The sequence below is a fragment of the Mycolicibacterium flavescens genome, from assembly GCF_001722335.1.
Taxonomy (GTDB): Bacteria; Actinomycetota; Actinomycetes; order Mycobacteriales; family Mycobacteriaceae; genus Mycobacterium; species Mycobacterium flavescens.
In genome coordinates this window covers 263250-279246 of record NZ_MIHA01000006.1, presented here as the reverse complement: position 1 = coordinate 279246, position 15997 = coordinate 263250, and the positions used below count along the sequence as shown (strand labels likewise).

The window sequence follows — 15997 nt, the reverse complement described above, 5'->3', positions numbered from 1 at the left end:
CTAGGTTCGCGTCGTGGAGAAGGTCATCATCACGTTGCGCCGGGGCCGCGACGACGCCGTGGGCGACGACGCCTGGTGCGCACGCATCCGTGAGCACGTCGCACCCGATCTGCTCGCGCTCGGGCTGCCGGGGCTGTCGGTCAACGTCCGCGACAGTGCGGTGAACGGCTCGCTGATGACGCTGACGACACTCGACCCGCCGGTCGTCGGGTTCGTCAGCCTGTGGACCGAGCAGTGCTACGGCGAGCAGGTGAGCGCCGCGCTCGCCCGACTGCGCCGCGACGCCGACCGGGTGGCCGCCTACCTGGTCACCGAGTCGGTCCCGTTGGCCCTGCCCGCGACGGCACCCGGCGCGCGTAGCGAGGGGTTCGCCAACGTCGCGCTGCTGCGCAGGCCTGCCGATCTCGACGAGATGACGTGGCGGGCGCGCTGGCACGTCGACCACACCCCGGTGGCGTTGGCGACGCAGTCGACGTTCGGCTACACCCAGAACGCGGTGGTGCACGCGCTGACCGCCGACGCGCCGCGGATCGACGCGATAGTCGAGGAGCAGTTTCCGCTGGCCGCCCTGTCGGATCTGCACGCGTTCTTCGGCGCCGCCGACGACGACGACCTGCGCGACCGGATGGACCGTATGGTGGCCAGCACCGCCGCGTTCGGCGCCAACCGCGACGTCGACACCGTGCCGACGAGCCGGTACGTGTACCGCACCCCGTTCACCGACCCTGCTGCGCAAGGAGTTTGATGACGACACTCGATGACGCGGTCGCGCTGTCGGCGGGCGATAATGGGCTGGCCGTGATTTCGACGCTGCGGGCTGACGCGACGATCCAGGCGTCGCTGGTCAACGTCGGCAAGCTCGCGCATCCGGCCACCGGCGCCCCGGTGCTCGGCTTCGTCACCTACGGCAAGGTCAAGCTGGCCAATCTGCGGGCCCGACCGCAGCTGGCGGTCACGTTCCGGCAGGGGTGGCAGTGGGCGACGGTGGAGGGCCGCGCCGAACTCGCCGGCCCGGACGATCCGCAGCCGTGGCTGGGCGACGCCGACGCGCTGCGGCTGCTGCTGCGCGAGGTGTTCACCGCCGCCGGTGGCACGCACGACAACTGGGCCGAGTACGACCGGGTGATGGCCGAGCAGCGCCGCACCGTCGTCCTTGTCGAACCCACCCGCGTCTACAGCAACGGCTAACGCATAGGCTGCTGCGGTGGCCGATTCGACCCTGCAGATCGCCGACGCCGAGCGCGTCCGCACCGTGACCCTGCACCGCCCCGAGGTGCTCAACGCGTTCAACGAGGCGATGTACGAGGCCACCGCGAACGCGCTGCACGCGGCCGCCGCCGACCCCGAGGTCGCGGTCGTTGTGCTCACCGGCGCGGGCCGCGCGTTCAGCGCGGGCAACGATCTCAACGAGATGCAAAGGCGGATCACCGATCCCGCGTTCAACGAGCAGGGCAGCCACTTCACCACGATGATCGACGCGCTGACCGACTTCCCGAAACCGCTGATCTGCGCGGTCAACGGTGTCGGAGTCGGTATCGGCGCAACGATTCTCGGCTACGCCGATCTGGTGTTCATGTCGGCCACCGCGCGGCTCAAGACGCCGTTCACCAGCCTCGGCGTCGCCCCCGAGGCCGCCTCGTCGTACCTGCTGCCGCGGCTGATGGGCCGACAGAACGCCGCCTGGATGCTGATGTCCTCCGAATGGGTCGACGCCGCGGAGGCGCATCGGATGGGTCTGGTGTGGAGGGTCTGTGAGCCCGACGAGTTGCTGGCCGAGGCGCACCGGCACGCGCAGATCCTGGCTTCGCGCCCGATCGCGAGCCTGATCGCGGTCAAGCAGACGATCACCGCGCCCACCCGCGAGGGGATCGCCGCGGCCACCGCCCGCGAGATCGAGCACTTCGCGAAGTTGCTGGGCGCGGCGGCCAATGCCAGCGCGGTGGCCGAGTTCATCGGCGGGTCCTGACGGAAGCGGTCAGCGCGACGCCGCGGTGTGCGCGGAGTTGTCGGCCTCGAAGTGGGCCTCGATGATCGCGCGCAACGTGCGTCGGCACCGCCCGCAGTCGCCGCCGGCCCCGCAGGCCTCGGCGATCTGTTTGGACGTCCGCGCACCGTTGGCCACGCACTCGCTGACGACGTGGCTGGTGATTCCGTGGCACAGGCAGACGAACATCGGCTCTACCCCTGCTCGAGGCTCATGAGATGGGCGAAGCGGCCGACGAACTGCGTGGGGTAGGCGCCCAGGCCCGCGTTGGACATCCACTCGGCGGCCGCGTCGGGGTGGTCGATCCAGTTGCGGGCCGCGACCTCGTCCTCGATTTCCTGCAGAATCATCACTTCCTGCCCGTCGTCGAGGGCGCGGTAGACCCAGATCTTGCGCACGCCGCCCTGCTTGAACCGGTCCAGGCCGTCGTGCACCTTGGTCATCAGCGTGGCGACATCCTCCACCGACGACATGACGCCGACCACCACGCGGCCCACCCGGTCGGCGGGCGACGGCGCGTACAGGTCGATCTTCTCGACCACCTCGCCGCCGAAGATCGGCGGGATGTCGTCGGCACCGGCAATGTCGAACCATTCGAAGATCGCCGGTGACCGCAGCACGTCACGAATGGACTGGAGGTGGCGAATACCGATGGTCACCAGAACGCGATTGGACTCCCAGATCGACTCGTAGAGCACGACGTGGTGGGCGCCGATCGACTCCAATTCGTCGCGGTGTTTCTTGAGCCATTTCCACATCCGGTCGACATCGTCGACGCGGAAATCACACGCCAGGATCAATGAGTGCAAATCGTACTCACTCATTGCTGATCCCTGTCTGTCGCGTGCCCTGGCGGAAGGTTAGCGCAGTCTATCCTTACTTAGCCTAGGCAGTCCAGAGTACGGTCCTGATCAGGCCTCAGCAGTCCTCCCGCGACCCGAAATCAGCCCGAAAACGCCCGTTAGACAGGCTCGCCGCGGGTCCAATCGTGTGCCCGCTGCACTAGATTGAGACGTGCACGACCTACAGCAATCTCTGACCAGCCCTCAGAAGCTCAGGAGCGACCATGCAAGGCGATCCGGACGTCCTCAAATTGCTCAACGAGCAATTGACGAGTGAATTGACAGCCATTAATCAGTATTTCCTGCATTCCAAGATGCAGGCCAATTGGGGCTTCACCGAACTCGCCGAATATACGCGCAAAGAGTCGTTCGAAGAAATGAATCATGCGGAGGACATCACCAACCGCATTCTGCTGCTCGACGGCTTGCCCAACTATCAACGGCTGTTCTCGCTGCGGATCGGACAAACGCTGCGCGAGCAATTCGAGGCCGACCTGGCAATCGAGCACGAGGTGGTCCAGCGTCTGCGGCCGGGCATCATGATGTGCCGCGAGAAGGGTGACGCCACCTCGGCCACGCTGCTGGAGAAGATCCTGGCGAACGAGGAAGACCACATCGACTACCTCGAGACGCAGCTGGCGCTGATGGACAAGCTCGGCGACGAGCTCTACGCGGCGCAGTGCGTGTCGCGCCCCCCGACGTCGCTGTAACCCTTCACTTCGGTACCGCGCACTTCTGTACCGCGAGGGTGCGTGTTTGCGCGCGACGCGCCGGGCTTTTTCGGCGTTTTGTGCACCCTCGCGCAGCCTATCCCCTCCGGACGCGTAACTTTTCTAGCCTGTCTAACGATACGGCTGGCGGAGAGAATCGCGTCGGAAGGACACCATGACGAGCCAGGCCACGCCGGCCGCCGCCGTCGACCCGGAGCCGGGCGGCGCGACGGTCAGCCCGCAGCGCCGCAACCTGATCTTTGTTGCGGTGCTGCTCGGCATGCTGCTGGCCGCGCTCGACCAGACGATCGTCGCGACCGCGCTGCCGACGGTGGTGGCCGATCTCGGTGGCGCCGGCCACCAGTCCTGGGTGGTCACCAGCTATCTGTTGGCGTCGACGATCGCGACGGCGGTGGTGGGCAAGCTCGGCGACATGTTCGGCCGCAAGGCGGTCTTCCAGGTGTCGGTGCTGTTCTTCCTGGGCGGATCGGTGCTGTGCGGTATCGCCGGCTCGATGACCGTGCTCGTCGCGTCGCGCGCACTGCAGGGTATCGGCGGCGGTGCGGTGATGGTCACCGCGATGGCGGTGATCGGCGAGGTGATCCCGCTGCGCGACCGCGGGCGCTACCAGGGCGCGCTGGGGGCGGTGTTCGGGGTCACCACGGTCATCGGCCCGCTGCTCGGCGGGTTTTTCACCGACCATCTCAGCTGGCGGTGGGCGTTCTGGATCAACGTGCCGGTGGGGCTGGTGGTGCTCGCGGTCGCAGCCGTGGCCATCCCGGCCATGGGCAAGACCTCGAAGCCGGTCATCGACTACGCCGGGATCCTGTTCGTCGGGCTCGGGGCGTCCGGGCTGACCCTGGCGACGAGCTGGGGCGGCAGCACCTACGCGTGGTCATCGCCGATCATCATCGGGCTGTTCGTCGGTTCGACGGTGGCGCTGGCGATCTTCGTCTGGGTGGAAACCCGCGCCCGCGAACCGATTCTGCCGATCCGGCTGTTCGCCAGCCCGGTGTTCACGGTGTGCTGCATCCTCGGGTTCATCGTCGGCTTCGCAATGCTCGGGGCGCTGACGTTCCTGCCGACATTCATGCAGTTCGTCAACGGGGTCTCGGCGACGACGTCAGGGCTGCGCACACTGCCGATGGTGGCGGGCATGCTGCTGACCTCGATCGGCAGCGGGCAGATCGTCGGGCGCACCGGTCGGTACAAGGTGTTCCCGGTGGCGGGCACCGCGATCATGACGGTGGCGTTCCTGCTGTTGGCCGGCATGACCGCCGCGACGCCGATCTGGTTGCAGTCGGTGTACCTGTTCGTCCTCGGCGCCGGGATCGGGTTGTGCATGCAGGTGCTGATCCTGGTGGTGCAGAACACGTCGAAGTTCGCCGACCTCGGCGTCGCGACCTCCGGGGTAACCTTCTTCCGGACCATCGGAAGTTCTTTCGGCGCAGCTATTTTCGGCAGCCTGTTCGCGAACTTTCTGGCCGCCCGGATTCCCGCGGCCCTGGCCGCCAGTGGGGCGTCGCCGCGCGCCGCCGAGTCGCCGCAGGCGTTGCACGCGCTGTCGCCCGAGATCGCCGCTCCGATCGTCGACGCCTACGCCGATTCGCTCGGGCGCGTCTTCCTGTTCGCCGCGCCGGTCGCGCTGGTCGGTTTCGTCGTGTCGTTGTTTCTCAAGGAGGTTCGACTGCGCGAACTCGAGACGGTGTCGGCCAGCGACCTCGGCGAAGGTTTCGGCATGCCGAGCACGGAGTCTCCCGAGAAGATCCTCGAAGTGGCCGTCGGGCGACTGTTCCGCGACTCGCCGGATCTGCGGCTACGCAGCCTGGCCGCCCAACCCGGCTGTGAACTCGACGTCAGCCAGATGTGGGGGCTGCTGCAGATCTACCGGCAGAACCAGGTGTTCGGGTCGGCGACGCTGACCGACATCGCCGAAAGGCTGCGTGCGCCCTATGAAGTCATCGAGCCGACGTTCGACGAACTTGTGGGGGACAACCTCGCGCTGCGCACCGACGGGCGGCTCTGGCTGACACAGGAGGGTGTGCGTCAGGTCGACGCGATTTCTAGCGCGATCGTCGGGCGGATCATCGAGAAGCTGTCCGCCTCGCCGTCGTTCGAGGGCCGCCCGGACCAGCTCCAGGTCGAGGCCGCGCTGGAACGGATCGCGCACCGCATGCTCGTGCAGCGGGACTGGACCGACGACCGTCCGGTGGCCGCCGGCCGCTGACCAGAAAACTAGAACGCGTTCCACTTTTGCGCCTGCGCGCGTAGCATGCCGCTATGAGCCGAATCGGAGATTTCGCCGACGACGACGCCGCGGCCTGGGTGGTCAAATCACCCGACATCGGGGTGGCGATGGCGGGTTTCACCAACGCCGTCTACTCCAAGAACCGGCTGCCGATGCGGGTGCGCGAACTCGCCCGGATGGTCATCGCGCTCGACAACGAATGCGTGGTGTGCCAGAACACCCGCGACTCCGAAGGCCTGGCCGCCGGTGTCGACGAGGACCTCTACGACCACGCCGCCGAGTGGCGCACGTGGCCGGGGTACAGCGCACAGGAACGCATCGCCGCCGAGTTCGCCGAGCGCTTCGCCAGCGACCACACCGGGCTGCGCGACGACGAAGACTTCTGGCAGCGCTGCCGCGCGGAGTTCTCCGACGAATTGCTCACCGATCTCGCGCTGTCGTGCGCGATGTGGCTGGGGATGGGTCGGATGCTTCGCACGCTCGACATCGGGCAGAGCTGCAAGATCACGCTGTGACCCGGTGACCGACCCTCGGCGATCGCCCAACTCGAGGCCGACGGCGTCGCGGAGCCGCATCGAACTGCTGGAGCGCGAAGTTTCGTGCGCGACGGGATGCAGGTGAGGCTGCCTCCGACCCTTTCACCGCCGAGGTGGGATCTGGTTCGCATCAATACATCCCGATGACGCACGGCGTAGCTGGACAAGTTCGGCAGCTCGCGGCGCCGTGCATTCTGCGATGCGCGTCGTCTAGGGCCCGTATGGCTCCAATGCGGGTCGACGCAGGCCCCAGGTCTGGATGACGCTTCTGCGTCTCCAGGTGCAGCGTGAGCGGCGGTCAGGCCGCGTGGCCGCCGGGTGGTGAGGGTCCGCCGGGTTGGTCGGCGGGGTCCGGCGGTGGGGCAGTCGGTTCGGCGTCGCGATGGTGCCCGTCGACGGGGTCGACCGGTTCTGCGGTCCCCGCCGGTTCGTTGGCGGGGTCGGCCGGCGGTGGGCTCGGGTCGGGCTCGCGGTCGTTTTGGGGATCGCCCGGTTCGGCGGCCCCGCCCGGTTGGTGGGTGGACTCGGCCGGTTCCGCGGCCACTCCGGGTTCCTCGGCAAGGTCGGTCGGCGCCGGGCGCAATTCGGCATCCCGATGATCCGCGTCAGCGGCCTCGGCCGGTTCGGCCGCAGTGGGCTCGAACGGCATACCGTCGTCGACGGACTCGACCGGATCCGCATCGTCGCCAGGTTCGCCGGCAAGGTCGGTCGGCGACGGACGCAGTTCGGCATCCCGGTCATCCCCGTCGGCGGGCTCGGCCGGGTCCGCGTCGGCGGCGTCTGTCGGGGGTGTGGTGGTGTCGGTTTGGAGGTGGCGGTTTCGTTTGGCCGCTTCGGCGGCCGGGTCGAAGGGTTCCTCGTCGTCGTCGGGGCGTAGGAGCAGTTCGGGGCGGTGGTGGTAGTTCAGGCGGGCCTGGCCGGTGTCCAGTGGTGGCGGGGGCAGCCATTCCACATCGTGGCGCTGGCTCATCCTCGTGGTCCAGCCGCCGTCATTGTTGACGCTGCGGTTATCGGGCCCACACGCCAGGCCGAGCTCATCGACATTGGTCTGACCCCCGTCGGTCCAGTCGTCGATGACGTGATGAGCTTGGCACCCATAAGCCCCGACGGTGCAGCCAGGTTTGGTGCAACCGCCATCGCGGGCGATCAGCATGATCCGCTGCGCGCGGCTGGCGACGCGCTTGGCGCGGTACAGGTTCAACGCTGAGCCGGTGGCCCGGTCGAACACCGCCAGATAGTGACGCGCGTGAGCCGCCATGCGCACCACATCATCGATCGGCACCACGGTGCCCCCACCGGTGGTGCCCACCCCGGCACGCGACTCCAGATCCTGCAGCGTGGTGCGGATGATCACCGAGACCGGCAACCCGTTGAGCTGGCCCAGATCCCCACTCATCAACGCGATCCGCCCCACGACCAGCAGCGCATCATGCTGGCGCTGGGACAGGCTGCGCTGATCGTTGTCGATCTGCGCCTGCGAGGGCGTGCCCGACACACACGGCTCCTCATCGGCGGGATTGCACATGCCCGGGGCGGCGAACTTGGCGAACAACACCTCCCAAACCGCCCACGCCTCCGGGGTCATGGTGGCCCGTAGTTCGACCATCCCGTCCTCGCCCTGTTTGGACTTGGTCACGCCGCGTTTGCGGGCCCGTTCGGCCTCATCCGGGGCCGGGCCGTCCTGATCCATCAGAAACAACCGCAGCCTCGCATCTTCCTGCAGTTCGCTGGGCCCGGCGGTGGCAGCGGTGCGCACCAGATCCAGCTCGAAACGCTCACGGGTCGCGGTGTCAACGAAGCCGGGCACCTTGTTCATCGCCTTGCGGATGATGTCCACATGCTCGGCGGTGATCAACCCATGCGCCTGAGCCGCCGCGACGGCCGGCAACCGCGGCGGCAACACCTCTCCGGTGAAGGCTTGGCGCGGGGCCAGCAGCTCAGCTTCGGTCAGGCGCCGGTTGGCCTCACTGGTCGAGATCCGCCACCGCACACTTAAGGCTTCTCGCCACGATTTGGCGCCCAGCGCCGCCGGAGTGGTCTCGGTCTGCAACCGCGCCAACGCGCGGTGCCCGATCGCGGGCAGGCGGCACTTCACCGTTTCCAGTTCGTCGAGGACGGCGATCAGTTCTGGGGCGGTCGACAGGTCGAAATCGCAGGCCGCCAACCCATCCACGGCCGCGCGGAACGCCGCCAGCGCGTCCTGCGACTCCGTCCCCGACATACTTCGAACATACATTCGACCACCGACGCGCAGGGGCCAAAACCTCACAGCTGGGGATCAATTCCCACTTGGGGATAAACCCGGTTGTCGAACGGGCCAGCTCTGCTACCCGGCGGTAAGGCGGCGTTGACGCTTCTGTTCAGGTGGATAGGCGGCTACATGCAGGCCACAGCGAGCTTTCGTCAGACCAGCCCGGTCGCGTCGAACACCCAGCTCATGTCGGCGTTCGCGAAGTCCTCCATCCAGGTGGGCGGGGCGTTGTTGGCCAGCGCGCCCATGTCCCAGTAGTCCTTCCACAGCGTGATCTTGCCGTCCTCCACCCGGTGCACGCTGACGAAGTTCAGCACCGCGGATTCACCGCTGGGCCAGTGCCATTCCTCGCGGTGCTCGTACATCACATCGGCGCCGTTGTCGACCATCAGGCCGGTGAAGTTCTCGTAGGACGCCAGCGGTTCGAGGCCGATCTTGAGACGCTTGACGATGTCCTCGGGTCCGCGCGCGGCCGCGGCCGGCCCGACGGGCACGTCGAGGTAGATGCAGTCGTCGGCCAGGTAGGTCTTGACCGCCTCCCAGTCGCGCTCCGACAGCGCGGCCCACATGCCGAGCACCGTATCCTCAACCGACACTGGCCAGTTCACCTTTCCGATGGGGGAGCGCGGGCGCCTTGTGCGCGGCGCGCAGGAAGCGTCCGGTCCGCTCTCGGCCGACGACGCCGGTCGGTTGCCCGTCGACGACGACGGTCCGGCCGGCGACCAGCACCGCGGTGACCGTGTCGTCGTTGCGGTTGACCATCCGGGACAGGCCACCGTACTGCTCGACGGGCGCCTCGGCGTAGCGGTCCAGCGACTCGTCGAGGCGCGCGGGGTCGATGATCACGACGTCGGCGCGATCCCCGATGCGCAGGTGCCCGGCGTCCAGCCGGTACCAGTCGGCGAGTTCCCCGGTGAGGCGGTGCACGGCGTGCTCGACCGACATGAACGGCGTCCCGGCCTGCTCGGCGTCGCGCACGTGGCGCAGCAACCGCAGGCCCATGTTGTAGAACGCCATGTTGCGAAGGTGCGCACCGGCATCCGAGAAACCCATCTGCACACCCGCGTCGGCGGCCAGCTTCTTGAGCACCCGCCGTCGGTGGTTGGAGATCGTGGTGCGCCACCGCAGCTCCCTGCCGTGCTCCAGCACCAGGTCGAGGAACGCGTCCACGGGGTGAAGCCCGCCGCGCTCCACGCCGACCGCGCCGAACGACTTGCCGATCACCGACTCGTCGGGGCAGGCCACGATCTCGGCGTCGAAAAAGTCGCGCTGCCACACCCGAATCCCGAGCTTGCTCTCGTACTCCTTGCGGAACCGGCGGCGGTAGTCCTCGTCGCGCATCAACTCGTTGCGCTCGACCTCGTCGCGCAGATGCAGCGCCGCGGCACCGGCACCGAACTCCTCGAACACCACGAGATCGATTCCGTCGGCGTACACCTCGAACGGCACCGGTAGGTGCTGCCAGCGAAAGTTGCCACCCAGCCGGTTGACCAGCCGCGCGGCCGGCCCCAGCGCATGGATGCTGTAGGGGTTGGACTTGACGTCGGCAGCGGAGAGCAGGCTGGTCTTGAGCGGATTGCGGATGATGCCCAGCGATTGCACCAGCTGCGAGCCGAGGTTCAGCGGGTTCTGAATGTCGGGCCCGGACTGCAGGATTCGGCCCGCGCGGCGCAGCAGCGACTTGAGCCGGCGCAGCTCGCGCGGCTTGGCGTAGGTCGACGGCAGGGTGCGGGACCGGCAGACCTCACCGTCGAGCTTGTCGAAAAGCAGTTGCTGCGAAGACATCCCGACGAACCCCGCCCGCAGCGCCTCGGTCAGCCAGCGCTCCATCTGCGCCTGTTCGCGGTCGGTCGGTCGCACGTCCTTGCGCGTCGCCCGGTCGAGCCCCATGACCGCCGCACGCATGTCCGAGTGGCCGATGAACGACGCGATGTTCGGGCCCAGCGGCCGGTCCTCGAGCGCCGCGATGTACTCCTCGCAGGTGGTCCAGGTCTTGTGCTCGGTGACGGCGTCGATGACGTGTTCGCGCGGGATCGCCTCCACCCGGCCGAAGATGTCGCCGGCGTCGGCGGCGTCGACGTGGATCGTCGACAGTGAGCACGAGCCCAGCATCACCGTGGTCACCCCGTGGCGTAGGGATTCGGTCAGCGCCGGGCCGTTGAGCACTTCGATGTCGTAGTGGGTGTGGATGTCGAGCATCCCGGGCAGCACCCACTTGCCGGTCGCGTCGATGACGTGCGGGCAACCGGTCGCGTCGAGGTCGTCGGCGCTGATGGTGACCACCTGACCGTCGCGGATTCCCAGCGTGCGCACCGCCGACGGAGCGCCGGTCCCGTCGAACCAACGGCCGTTGCGGATGATCGTGTCGTAGGTCACCCCGTCATAGAACCGTCCGCGCAATGCGGTGTCAACGAAATCGGTGAACAGATTTTGAGAGTTGTCTACTTCGCGCGTTGACCTGCGGTCATCCCGACGCCCAGCCGTCCGGTTGACGCCCGTCAACGTCGGTGAAGCCGTATTCTCGCGCCAGCTCGGCCGAGCTCACCGAGCGCTGGTTCCACCGGCCGCGGCTGTGGTCGGCGGCGAGAGCGGCGACACCGCGTCCGACGTAACGGGGCGTCTCCGAGTCAGCGAACCCGGGTGGCGCGGTCGGACCGTCCGGCCGGTTCGCGATCAGCGCCGCACGCCAGGTGTTCTCGGTGACGCGGTAGTGGTCCAGCATCATCTCCGAGCGCAGCCAACCGGGCGTCACGGCGACGGCGGCGGCGCCGAAGGGGGCCAGCTCGTGACCGTGACTGAAGGCCAACCGGTTGACCGCGGTCTTCACCAGGTCGTAGAACACCGACAACCGGTAGTGCTCGGCGTTGTACTCCGCGGTGCCGTCGGTCACCTCGACCAGAAGCCCACCCGGTTTCCCGACCATCAGCGGCAGCAGGAAATGTGACGTGATCAGGTGAGTGTCCAGGCCCAGTCGCAGAATCCGCAGTCCGGCTGTCAGATCGTGCTCCCATATCGGCCGGTTCCACGTCGGCGGCGGCCCTTTGAGCAACTCGGCGCCCCACACATCGTTGACCAGCACGTCGATGGCGCCGAAGTCCTCGCCGATACGCGCAGCGAGTGTGCGGACCTGCTCGACGTCGAGGTGATCGACCTGCACCGGCACACCGGCGCCGCCCAGCGCCGTCACGAGTTCGGCTGTCTTCTCGATGGTTTCGGGACGGTCGTAGTCGGAGTGTTCGTTGCCGCGTGCGCTACTGCGCCCGGTGCAGATCACCGTCGCGCCGGCTTCGCCGAGCGCCGCGGCGATGCCGCGTCCAGCCCCTCGGGTCGCCCCCGCGACGACGGCGATCCGACCGCGTAGCGCATCGGGTCCCGTCGCCGCAGCCATAGGGGCATACTCGCGGAGGTGACCCCGCTCCAGCGCTATATCGCCGAAGAAATCGCCACCGATCACGTCGACGGTCTGCTGTCCCGCCGCGAGGCGCTGCGTCGGCTCGCCCTGCTCGGCGTCGGGACCGCCGCCGCGACCGCCCTGTTCAGCGCGTGCAGTCAGAACAAGGAGCCGACGGCCGAGTCGCCGGCGACCTCGAGCGGGGCCGTGACGGCCGGCGCGCCGCCGCCCGGGTCCGACACGGCACTGCCCACGGCGCCGGTGACATGGGCTGGTCCGCGCGGCGAGCTGCAGGGCGCGTGGGCCGAAGCGCCGGACGCCCGCGGCGCCGTCCTGGTCATCCACGAGAACAAGGGGCTCAACGACTACATCCGCTCGGTGGCCGGCCGGTTCGCCGGCATCGGGTACTCGGCGCTGGCAATCGACCTGCTCTCGGCCCAGGGTGGCACCGCACGGTTCGGCGACCCGGCCGAGGCGACGGCCGCGCTCGGCGCGATCCCGCCCGAGGAGGCGCTGGCCGACCTGAGGTCCGGAATCGACGAACTGCAGCGGCGGGTGCCCGACCGCAGGGTCGCCGCGGTCGGGTTCTGCATGGGCGGCGGGTTCGTGTGGCGGCTGCTGGCCGCGGGCGAGCCACGGCTGGCCGCGGCGGTGCCGTTCTATGGGCCGACGCCGGAGGATCCCGATTTCTCTGGGTCGAAAGATGTTGCGGTGCTGGGTATCTACGCCGCACAGGACCAGCGGGTGAACGCGACCGAACCCGTCGCGCGTGCGGCGCTGGAGAAGGCGGGCATGACGTTCGAACTCGTCACCGAACCCGACGCCAACCACGCGTTCTTCAACGACACCGGTGAACGCTACAACGCCGCGGCGGCGGCCGACGCGTGGCGGCGCGTCCAGGACTGGCTCGCGCGCCACGTCGCCTGAGCGCCCGTTCACCGGCTGTTCGTCGCCCGGCCAACGCACGGTCGGCGAACGCACATCCGCCGCGGACACATTCACCGCATGCGGGTGGTGCAGGTGGCGAATTTCTACGGGCCTCGTTCCGGCGGTCTGCGCACGGCGGTCGACCGACTGGGCGCCGAGTACCACGCCCGTGGCCACGAGGTTTACCTCGTGGTGCCCGGCCGGCGGCCCGAATGGCGGGAGCTACCGTCGGGTGTCACTCGGATCTCACTGCCCGCCAACCTGATCCCGCTCACCGGCGGCTACCGCGCGGTGCTGCCGGGGCCGGTCACCGCACTGTTGGGACAACTCGCGCCGGATGCCATCGAGGTGTCCGACCGGCTGACGTTGCGTTCGTTGGGCCGGTGGGGCCGGCGGCACGGGGTCGCGACGGTGATGATCTCGCACGAACGCCTGGATCGGCTTGTCGGCCAGGCACTTCCACCACGCGCAGCGCGGGCGCTAGCCGACGCCGCGAACTCGCGCACCGCCGCCGACTACGACGCGGTGGTGTGTACGACCGCGTTCGCGCGCGAGGAGTTCGACCGGATCGACGCCACCAACGTGCACACCGTGCCGCTGGGGGTGGACCTCGAACAGTTCCATCCCAGCCGGCGCTCGGCATCGGTCCGTCGCCGGTGGGCCGGTCCGGACCAGACACTGCTGGTGCACTGCGGGCGTCTCTCGGTGGAGAAGCACGCGCACCGCAGCATCGACAGCGTCGCGGCGCTGCGGGACGCGGGGGTCGACGCCCGACTCGTCGTCGTGGGGGAGGGTCCGATGCGCGGGCGCCTGCAGCGTCGGGCGGTCGGACTGCCGGTGGACTTCACCGGTTACATCGGTTGCCGGGACACCGTGGCGGCGATGCTCGCGAGCGCCGACGTCGCGCTGGCGCCCGGGCCGCACGAGACGTTCGGGCTGGCGGCGCTCGAAGCGCTGGCGTGCGGAACTCCGGCGGTGGTGTCCCGCACGTCGGCGCTGGCCGAGATCCTCACCGCCGACAGCGGCGCGACCACCGACAACGACGCCGCGGCGATGGCGCGCGCGGTCGCCGAGATCATCCGTCGACCCGAGACGCTGCGCCGCCGCGACGCCCGCTGCCGCGCCGAGCAGTTCACCTGGCCGGGCGCGGCGGCCGGGATGCTGCACGCGTTGAGCGGCGCACCGCTTTGACGCACGGTCGGCGGGGGTCGAGCGTGCGCAGATGCTGTCGATTTCGCGGCGTGTCGGGAGGCAAACGCGCACGGTCGCCGAAATTCGGGGGTGCGGTCCTCTACCATTCGGGGATGCTCAGGTTGTCCATGGTCGCCGCCCTCGCCGTCGCCGGAATGGCGGTGCTGCCGGCCACGGCGACGGCTCAACCCGACACCTCACCGTGCGACTACGAGTTGTCGGCACCGCAGATCGTGCGCGTCGGCAACATCGACATGGTCACCGCGACGATGACACCGGCCGCCTGCGACCGCGCCACGCCGTACATGTCCGTCGCGTGCGTACAACTGCAGGGCAATCCGGGACCGGGACGCTGCAAGCAGAACAACGGACCGCTGACCGCTCAGGTGTTCTACTCACCGCACCAACCGGGCGCCACCTACGTCGCCACCGGCCGCGGGTGCGCCGTCAAGGGCAACCCGCCCGAGCCGTTCTGCGAGCCGACGGGTCCGATCACCGCCACCTTGTGATCGACGCGGGTATCCGCCGGGTCGCGCACGTGGACGTCGGCACCGGGATCGAACCGGTAGCCGAATCCGCGGATCGTGGTGAGCACCCCGGCGAACCGGCCCAGCTTCGCCCGTAGCCGCCGCACATGGGTGTCGACGGTGCGCGACGTGTCAGGCGGCGGGCGGTCGCGCCACACTTCGGCCACCAGGTCCGCGCGGGACACCGGTTGGTAGGGGACGACCGCCAGCCGGCGGAGCAATTCGAACTCGCGGTAGGTCAACCGCAGTCGTCGGCCGTCGACGCGTACCTCACGGTCGCACGCGTCGATGACCAGCCCGCCCACCGGCCGCGACTGCCGTCGCTGGCCCGGTTGGGTGGTGACCGCCTGGTGCACGCGCAGGCCCGGGATCGACGACGCGATCCGACGGCCGTACTCGTCGACGAGTTCTGCTGTGCGGTAGACCAACAACGGCGAATCCGCGGGAACCTCGATGACCAGCACCACCTCGACCGGGCCGATGGGGCCGGGCCGCCCCGACGCGGACTGGTACACGACGCCACTGTCTCGTCAACGACGTCGCCGCGCACAGGGTTTGATTCGCCGTGAACCCAATATCGGTCAGAACGCCGGCAGCACCTGCCCGGCATACGTGGTGAGGATGAAGTCCCGCGTCTGCTCGCGGTTGAGCGCGTCGGCCAGCGCACGAACCGGGTAACTGTCGCAGTTGTCCGGCCGCGCCACCAGGTACTCGGCGTATGCGGAGTTCCCCTGATCGCAGTGCAGGGCACTGCCGATGTCGACACCCCACTCCATCGCCTGGTTGCCGAACAGGAACACAACATCGAAATCGGCGCGCACCTCGGCCAGCGTCCAACTGCTGAGCTGCTTGAACAACAGCGCCCGAGGGTTCTCGCGGACGTTGTATACGGTCGCGAACCCGACGGGGTCGCGGGTGATCAGACCCAACTCGGTGAGCATCCTCAACGAGCGGTCGACGTTCACCGGATCCGACGGCAACGCAATTTCGGCGTAGCGCGGAATCGCCTCGACGGCCGTCACCGTCATGGAGTACAGACCGAACGGCTCGGTGTGCACCGGCACCACCGGCACCAACGCGTTGCCGGTGAGCCGGTTGAAATTGTCCAGAAACGGCCGGTACTGGAAGAAGTTGGCCTGCAGCCGACCGGCGACCAGCAGCTCGTTCGGCTCATCGAAGCTCTCGAAAATCTCGATCTGCAGGTCGATACCACAGTCCGCCAAAGGATCCCGGACAAAATCAAGGATCTCGGCATGCGGCACCGGGGTGGCACCGACCCGAAGGGGACGCTTGCCTTTGGTCGCCACGGCGCGCACCGAGTTACCCATCGCGGGAAGACTACCCACACCGAGACCACGCGCAACCCGCCCGCACGCGGTGAATGTGTCCG

15 protein-coding genes and 2 pseudogenes are annotated in these 15997 nt (G+C 68.4%); 9 read left to right on the top strand and 8 right to left on the bottom strand.

Annotation, left to right across the window (positions count from 1 at the left end):
• The first annotated feature begins 13 nt into the window (after positions 1-13).
• Genes BHQ18_RS10915 through BHQ18_RS10905 form a run of 3 tightly spaced genes read left to right on the top strand, consistent with a single transcriptional unit; the run spans position 14 to position 1966 of the window.
• Positions 14-745, top strand: coding sequence for an EthD domain-containing protein (locus tag BHQ18_RS10915; RefSeq protein ID WP_069413595.1), 732 nt, complete (start codon positions 14-16; stop codon positions 743-745).
• Complete coding sequence (locus tag BHQ18_RS10910) at positions 745-1188, top strand: TIGR03618 family F420-dependent PPOX class oxidoreductase (protein WP_069413594.1); 444 nt, start codon at positions 745-747, stop codon at positions 1186-1188. The genes BHQ18_RS10915 and BHQ18_RS10910 overlap by 1 nt, the downstream gene beginning before the upstream one ends.
• A gap of 16 nt (positions 1189-1204) precedes the next feature.
• Positions 1205-1966: an enoyl-CoA hydratase/isomerase family protein gene (locus BHQ18_RS10905; RefSeq protein ID WP_069413593.1), complete on the top strand. Its 762-nt coding sequence runs from the start codon at positions 1205-1207 to the stop codon at positions 1964-1966.
• Positions 1967-1975: 9 nt separating this feature from the next.
• Here the strand turns inward: BHQ18_RS10905 and BHQ18_RS10900 are convergent, their stop codons facing one another.
• Both BHQ18_RS10900 and BHQ18_RS10895 read right to left on the bottom strand, forming a co-directional pair.
• Positions 1976-2173 (bottom strand): (2Fe-2S)-binding protein, encoded by a 198-nt coding sequence (locus BHQ18_RS10900; protein ID WP_069413592.1) that lies wholly within the window; start codon positions 2171-2173, stop codon positions 1976-1978.
• Between the two features lie 5 nt (positions 2174-2178).
• Positions 2179-2808 carry a fatty-acid--CoA ligase gene (locus BHQ18_RS10895; RefSeq protein ID WP_069413591.1) on the bottom strand — a complete coding sequence of 210 codons (630 nt, stop codon included), beginning with the start codon at positions 2806-2808 and terminating at the stop codon, positions 2179-2181.
• Positions 2809-3050: 242 nt separating this feature from the next.
• Between BHQ18_RS10895 and bfr the strand changes: the two genes are divergently transcribed.
• The 3 genes and pseudogenes from bfr (at position 3051) to BHQ18_RS10880 (ending at position 6299) form a co-directional block, all read left to right on the top strand.
• Entirely contained in the window at positions 3051-3536 is a 486-nt protein-coding gene (gene bfr / locus BHQ18_RS10890) for a bacterioferritin (RefSeq protein ID WP_069413590.1), read from the top strand.
• A gap of 163 nt (positions 3537-3699) precedes the next feature.
• Positions 3700-5763: pseudogene (locus tag BHQ18_RS10885) on the top strand (MDR family MFS transporter); the annotation flags it as partial.
• A gap of 53 nt (positions 5764-5816) precedes the next feature.
• Positions 5817-6299 (top strand): carboxymuconolactone decarboxylase family protein, encoded by a 483-nt coding sequence (locus BHQ18_RS10880; protein WP_069413588.1) that lies wholly within the window; start codon positions 5817-5819, stop codon positions 6297-6299.
• Between the two features lie 691 nt (positions 6300-6990).
• On the opposite strand, the pseudogene BHQ18_RS10875 reads toward BHQ18_RS10880, so the two are convergent.
• From BHQ18_RS10875 to BHQ18_RS10860, 4 genes and pseudogenes are all read right to left on the bottom strand, one after another.
• Positions 6991-8556: pseudogene (locus BHQ18_RS10875) on the bottom strand (HNH endonuclease signature motif containing protein); the annotation flags it as partial.
• A gap of 167 nt (positions 8557-8723) precedes the next feature.
• The gene (locus BHQ18_RS10870; RefSeq protein ID WP_069413587.1) at positions 8724-9167 is read right to left on the bottom strand and encodes a nuclear transport factor 2 family protein; all 444 of its coding nucleotides are present in this window, start codon (positions 9165-9167) and stop codon (positions 8724-8726) included.
• On the bottom strand, positions 9157-10947 hold the full coding sequence (locus BHQ18_RS10865) for an N-acyl-D-amino-acid deacylase family protein (protein WP_069413586.1): 1791 nt from the start codon (positions 10945-10947) through the stop codon (positions 9157-9159). Before BHQ18_RS10865 ends, BHQ18_RS10870 begins: the two co-directional genes overlap by 11 nt.
• Before the next feature lie 88 nt (positions 10948-11035).
• Positions 11036-11959 (bottom strand): SDR family oxidoreductase, encoded by a 924-nt coding sequence (locus BHQ18_RS10860; RefSeq protein ID WP_069413585.1) that lies wholly within the window; start codon positions 11957-11959, stop codon positions 11036-11038.
• A gap of 18 nt (positions 11960-11977) precedes the next feature.
• Between BHQ18_RS10860 and BHQ18_RS10855 the strand changes: the two genes are divergently transcribed.
• From BHQ18_RS10855 to BHQ18_RS29080, 3 genes are all read left to right on the top strand, one after another.
• Positions 11978-12889: a dienelactone hydrolase family protein gene (locus BHQ18_RS10855; protein ID WP_069413584.1), complete on the top strand. Its 912-nt coding sequence runs from the start codon at positions 11978-11980 to the stop codon at positions 12887-12889.
• Between the two features lie 78 nt (positions 12890-12967).
• Positions 12968-14080: a glycosyltransferase gene (locus BHQ18_RS10850; RefSeq protein ID WP_069413583.1), complete on the top strand. Its 1113-nt coding sequence runs from the start codon at positions 12968-12970 to the stop codon at positions 14078-14080.
• A 113-nt stretch (positions 14081-14193) separates the two neighbouring features.
• Positions 14194-14589: a hypothetical protein gene (locus tag BHQ18_RS29080; protein WP_084294007.1), complete on the top strand. Its 396-nt coding sequence runs from the start codon at positions 14194-14196 to the stop codon at positions 14587-14589.
• Here the strand turns inward: BHQ18_RS29080 and BHQ18_RS10845 are convergent.
• Both BHQ18_RS10845 and BHQ18_RS10840 read right to left on the bottom strand, forming a co-directional pair.
• Positions 14499-15122, bottom strand: coding sequence for a winged helix-turn-helix domain-containing protein (locus BHQ18_RS10845; protein WP_069413582.1), 624 nt, complete (start codon positions 15120-15122; stop codon positions 14499-14501). The two genes, BHQ18_RS29080 and BHQ18_RS10845, sit on opposite strands and share 91 nt — an antisense overlap.
• 66 nt (positions 15123-15188) lie before the next feature.
• Positions 15189-15935, bottom strand: coding sequence for a MetQ/NlpA family ABC transporter substrate-binding protein (locus tag BHQ18_RS10840; RefSeq protein ID WP_069413581.1), 747 nt, complete (start codon positions 15933-15935; stop codon positions 15189-15191).
• Positions 15936-15997: the final 62 nt, after the last annotated feature.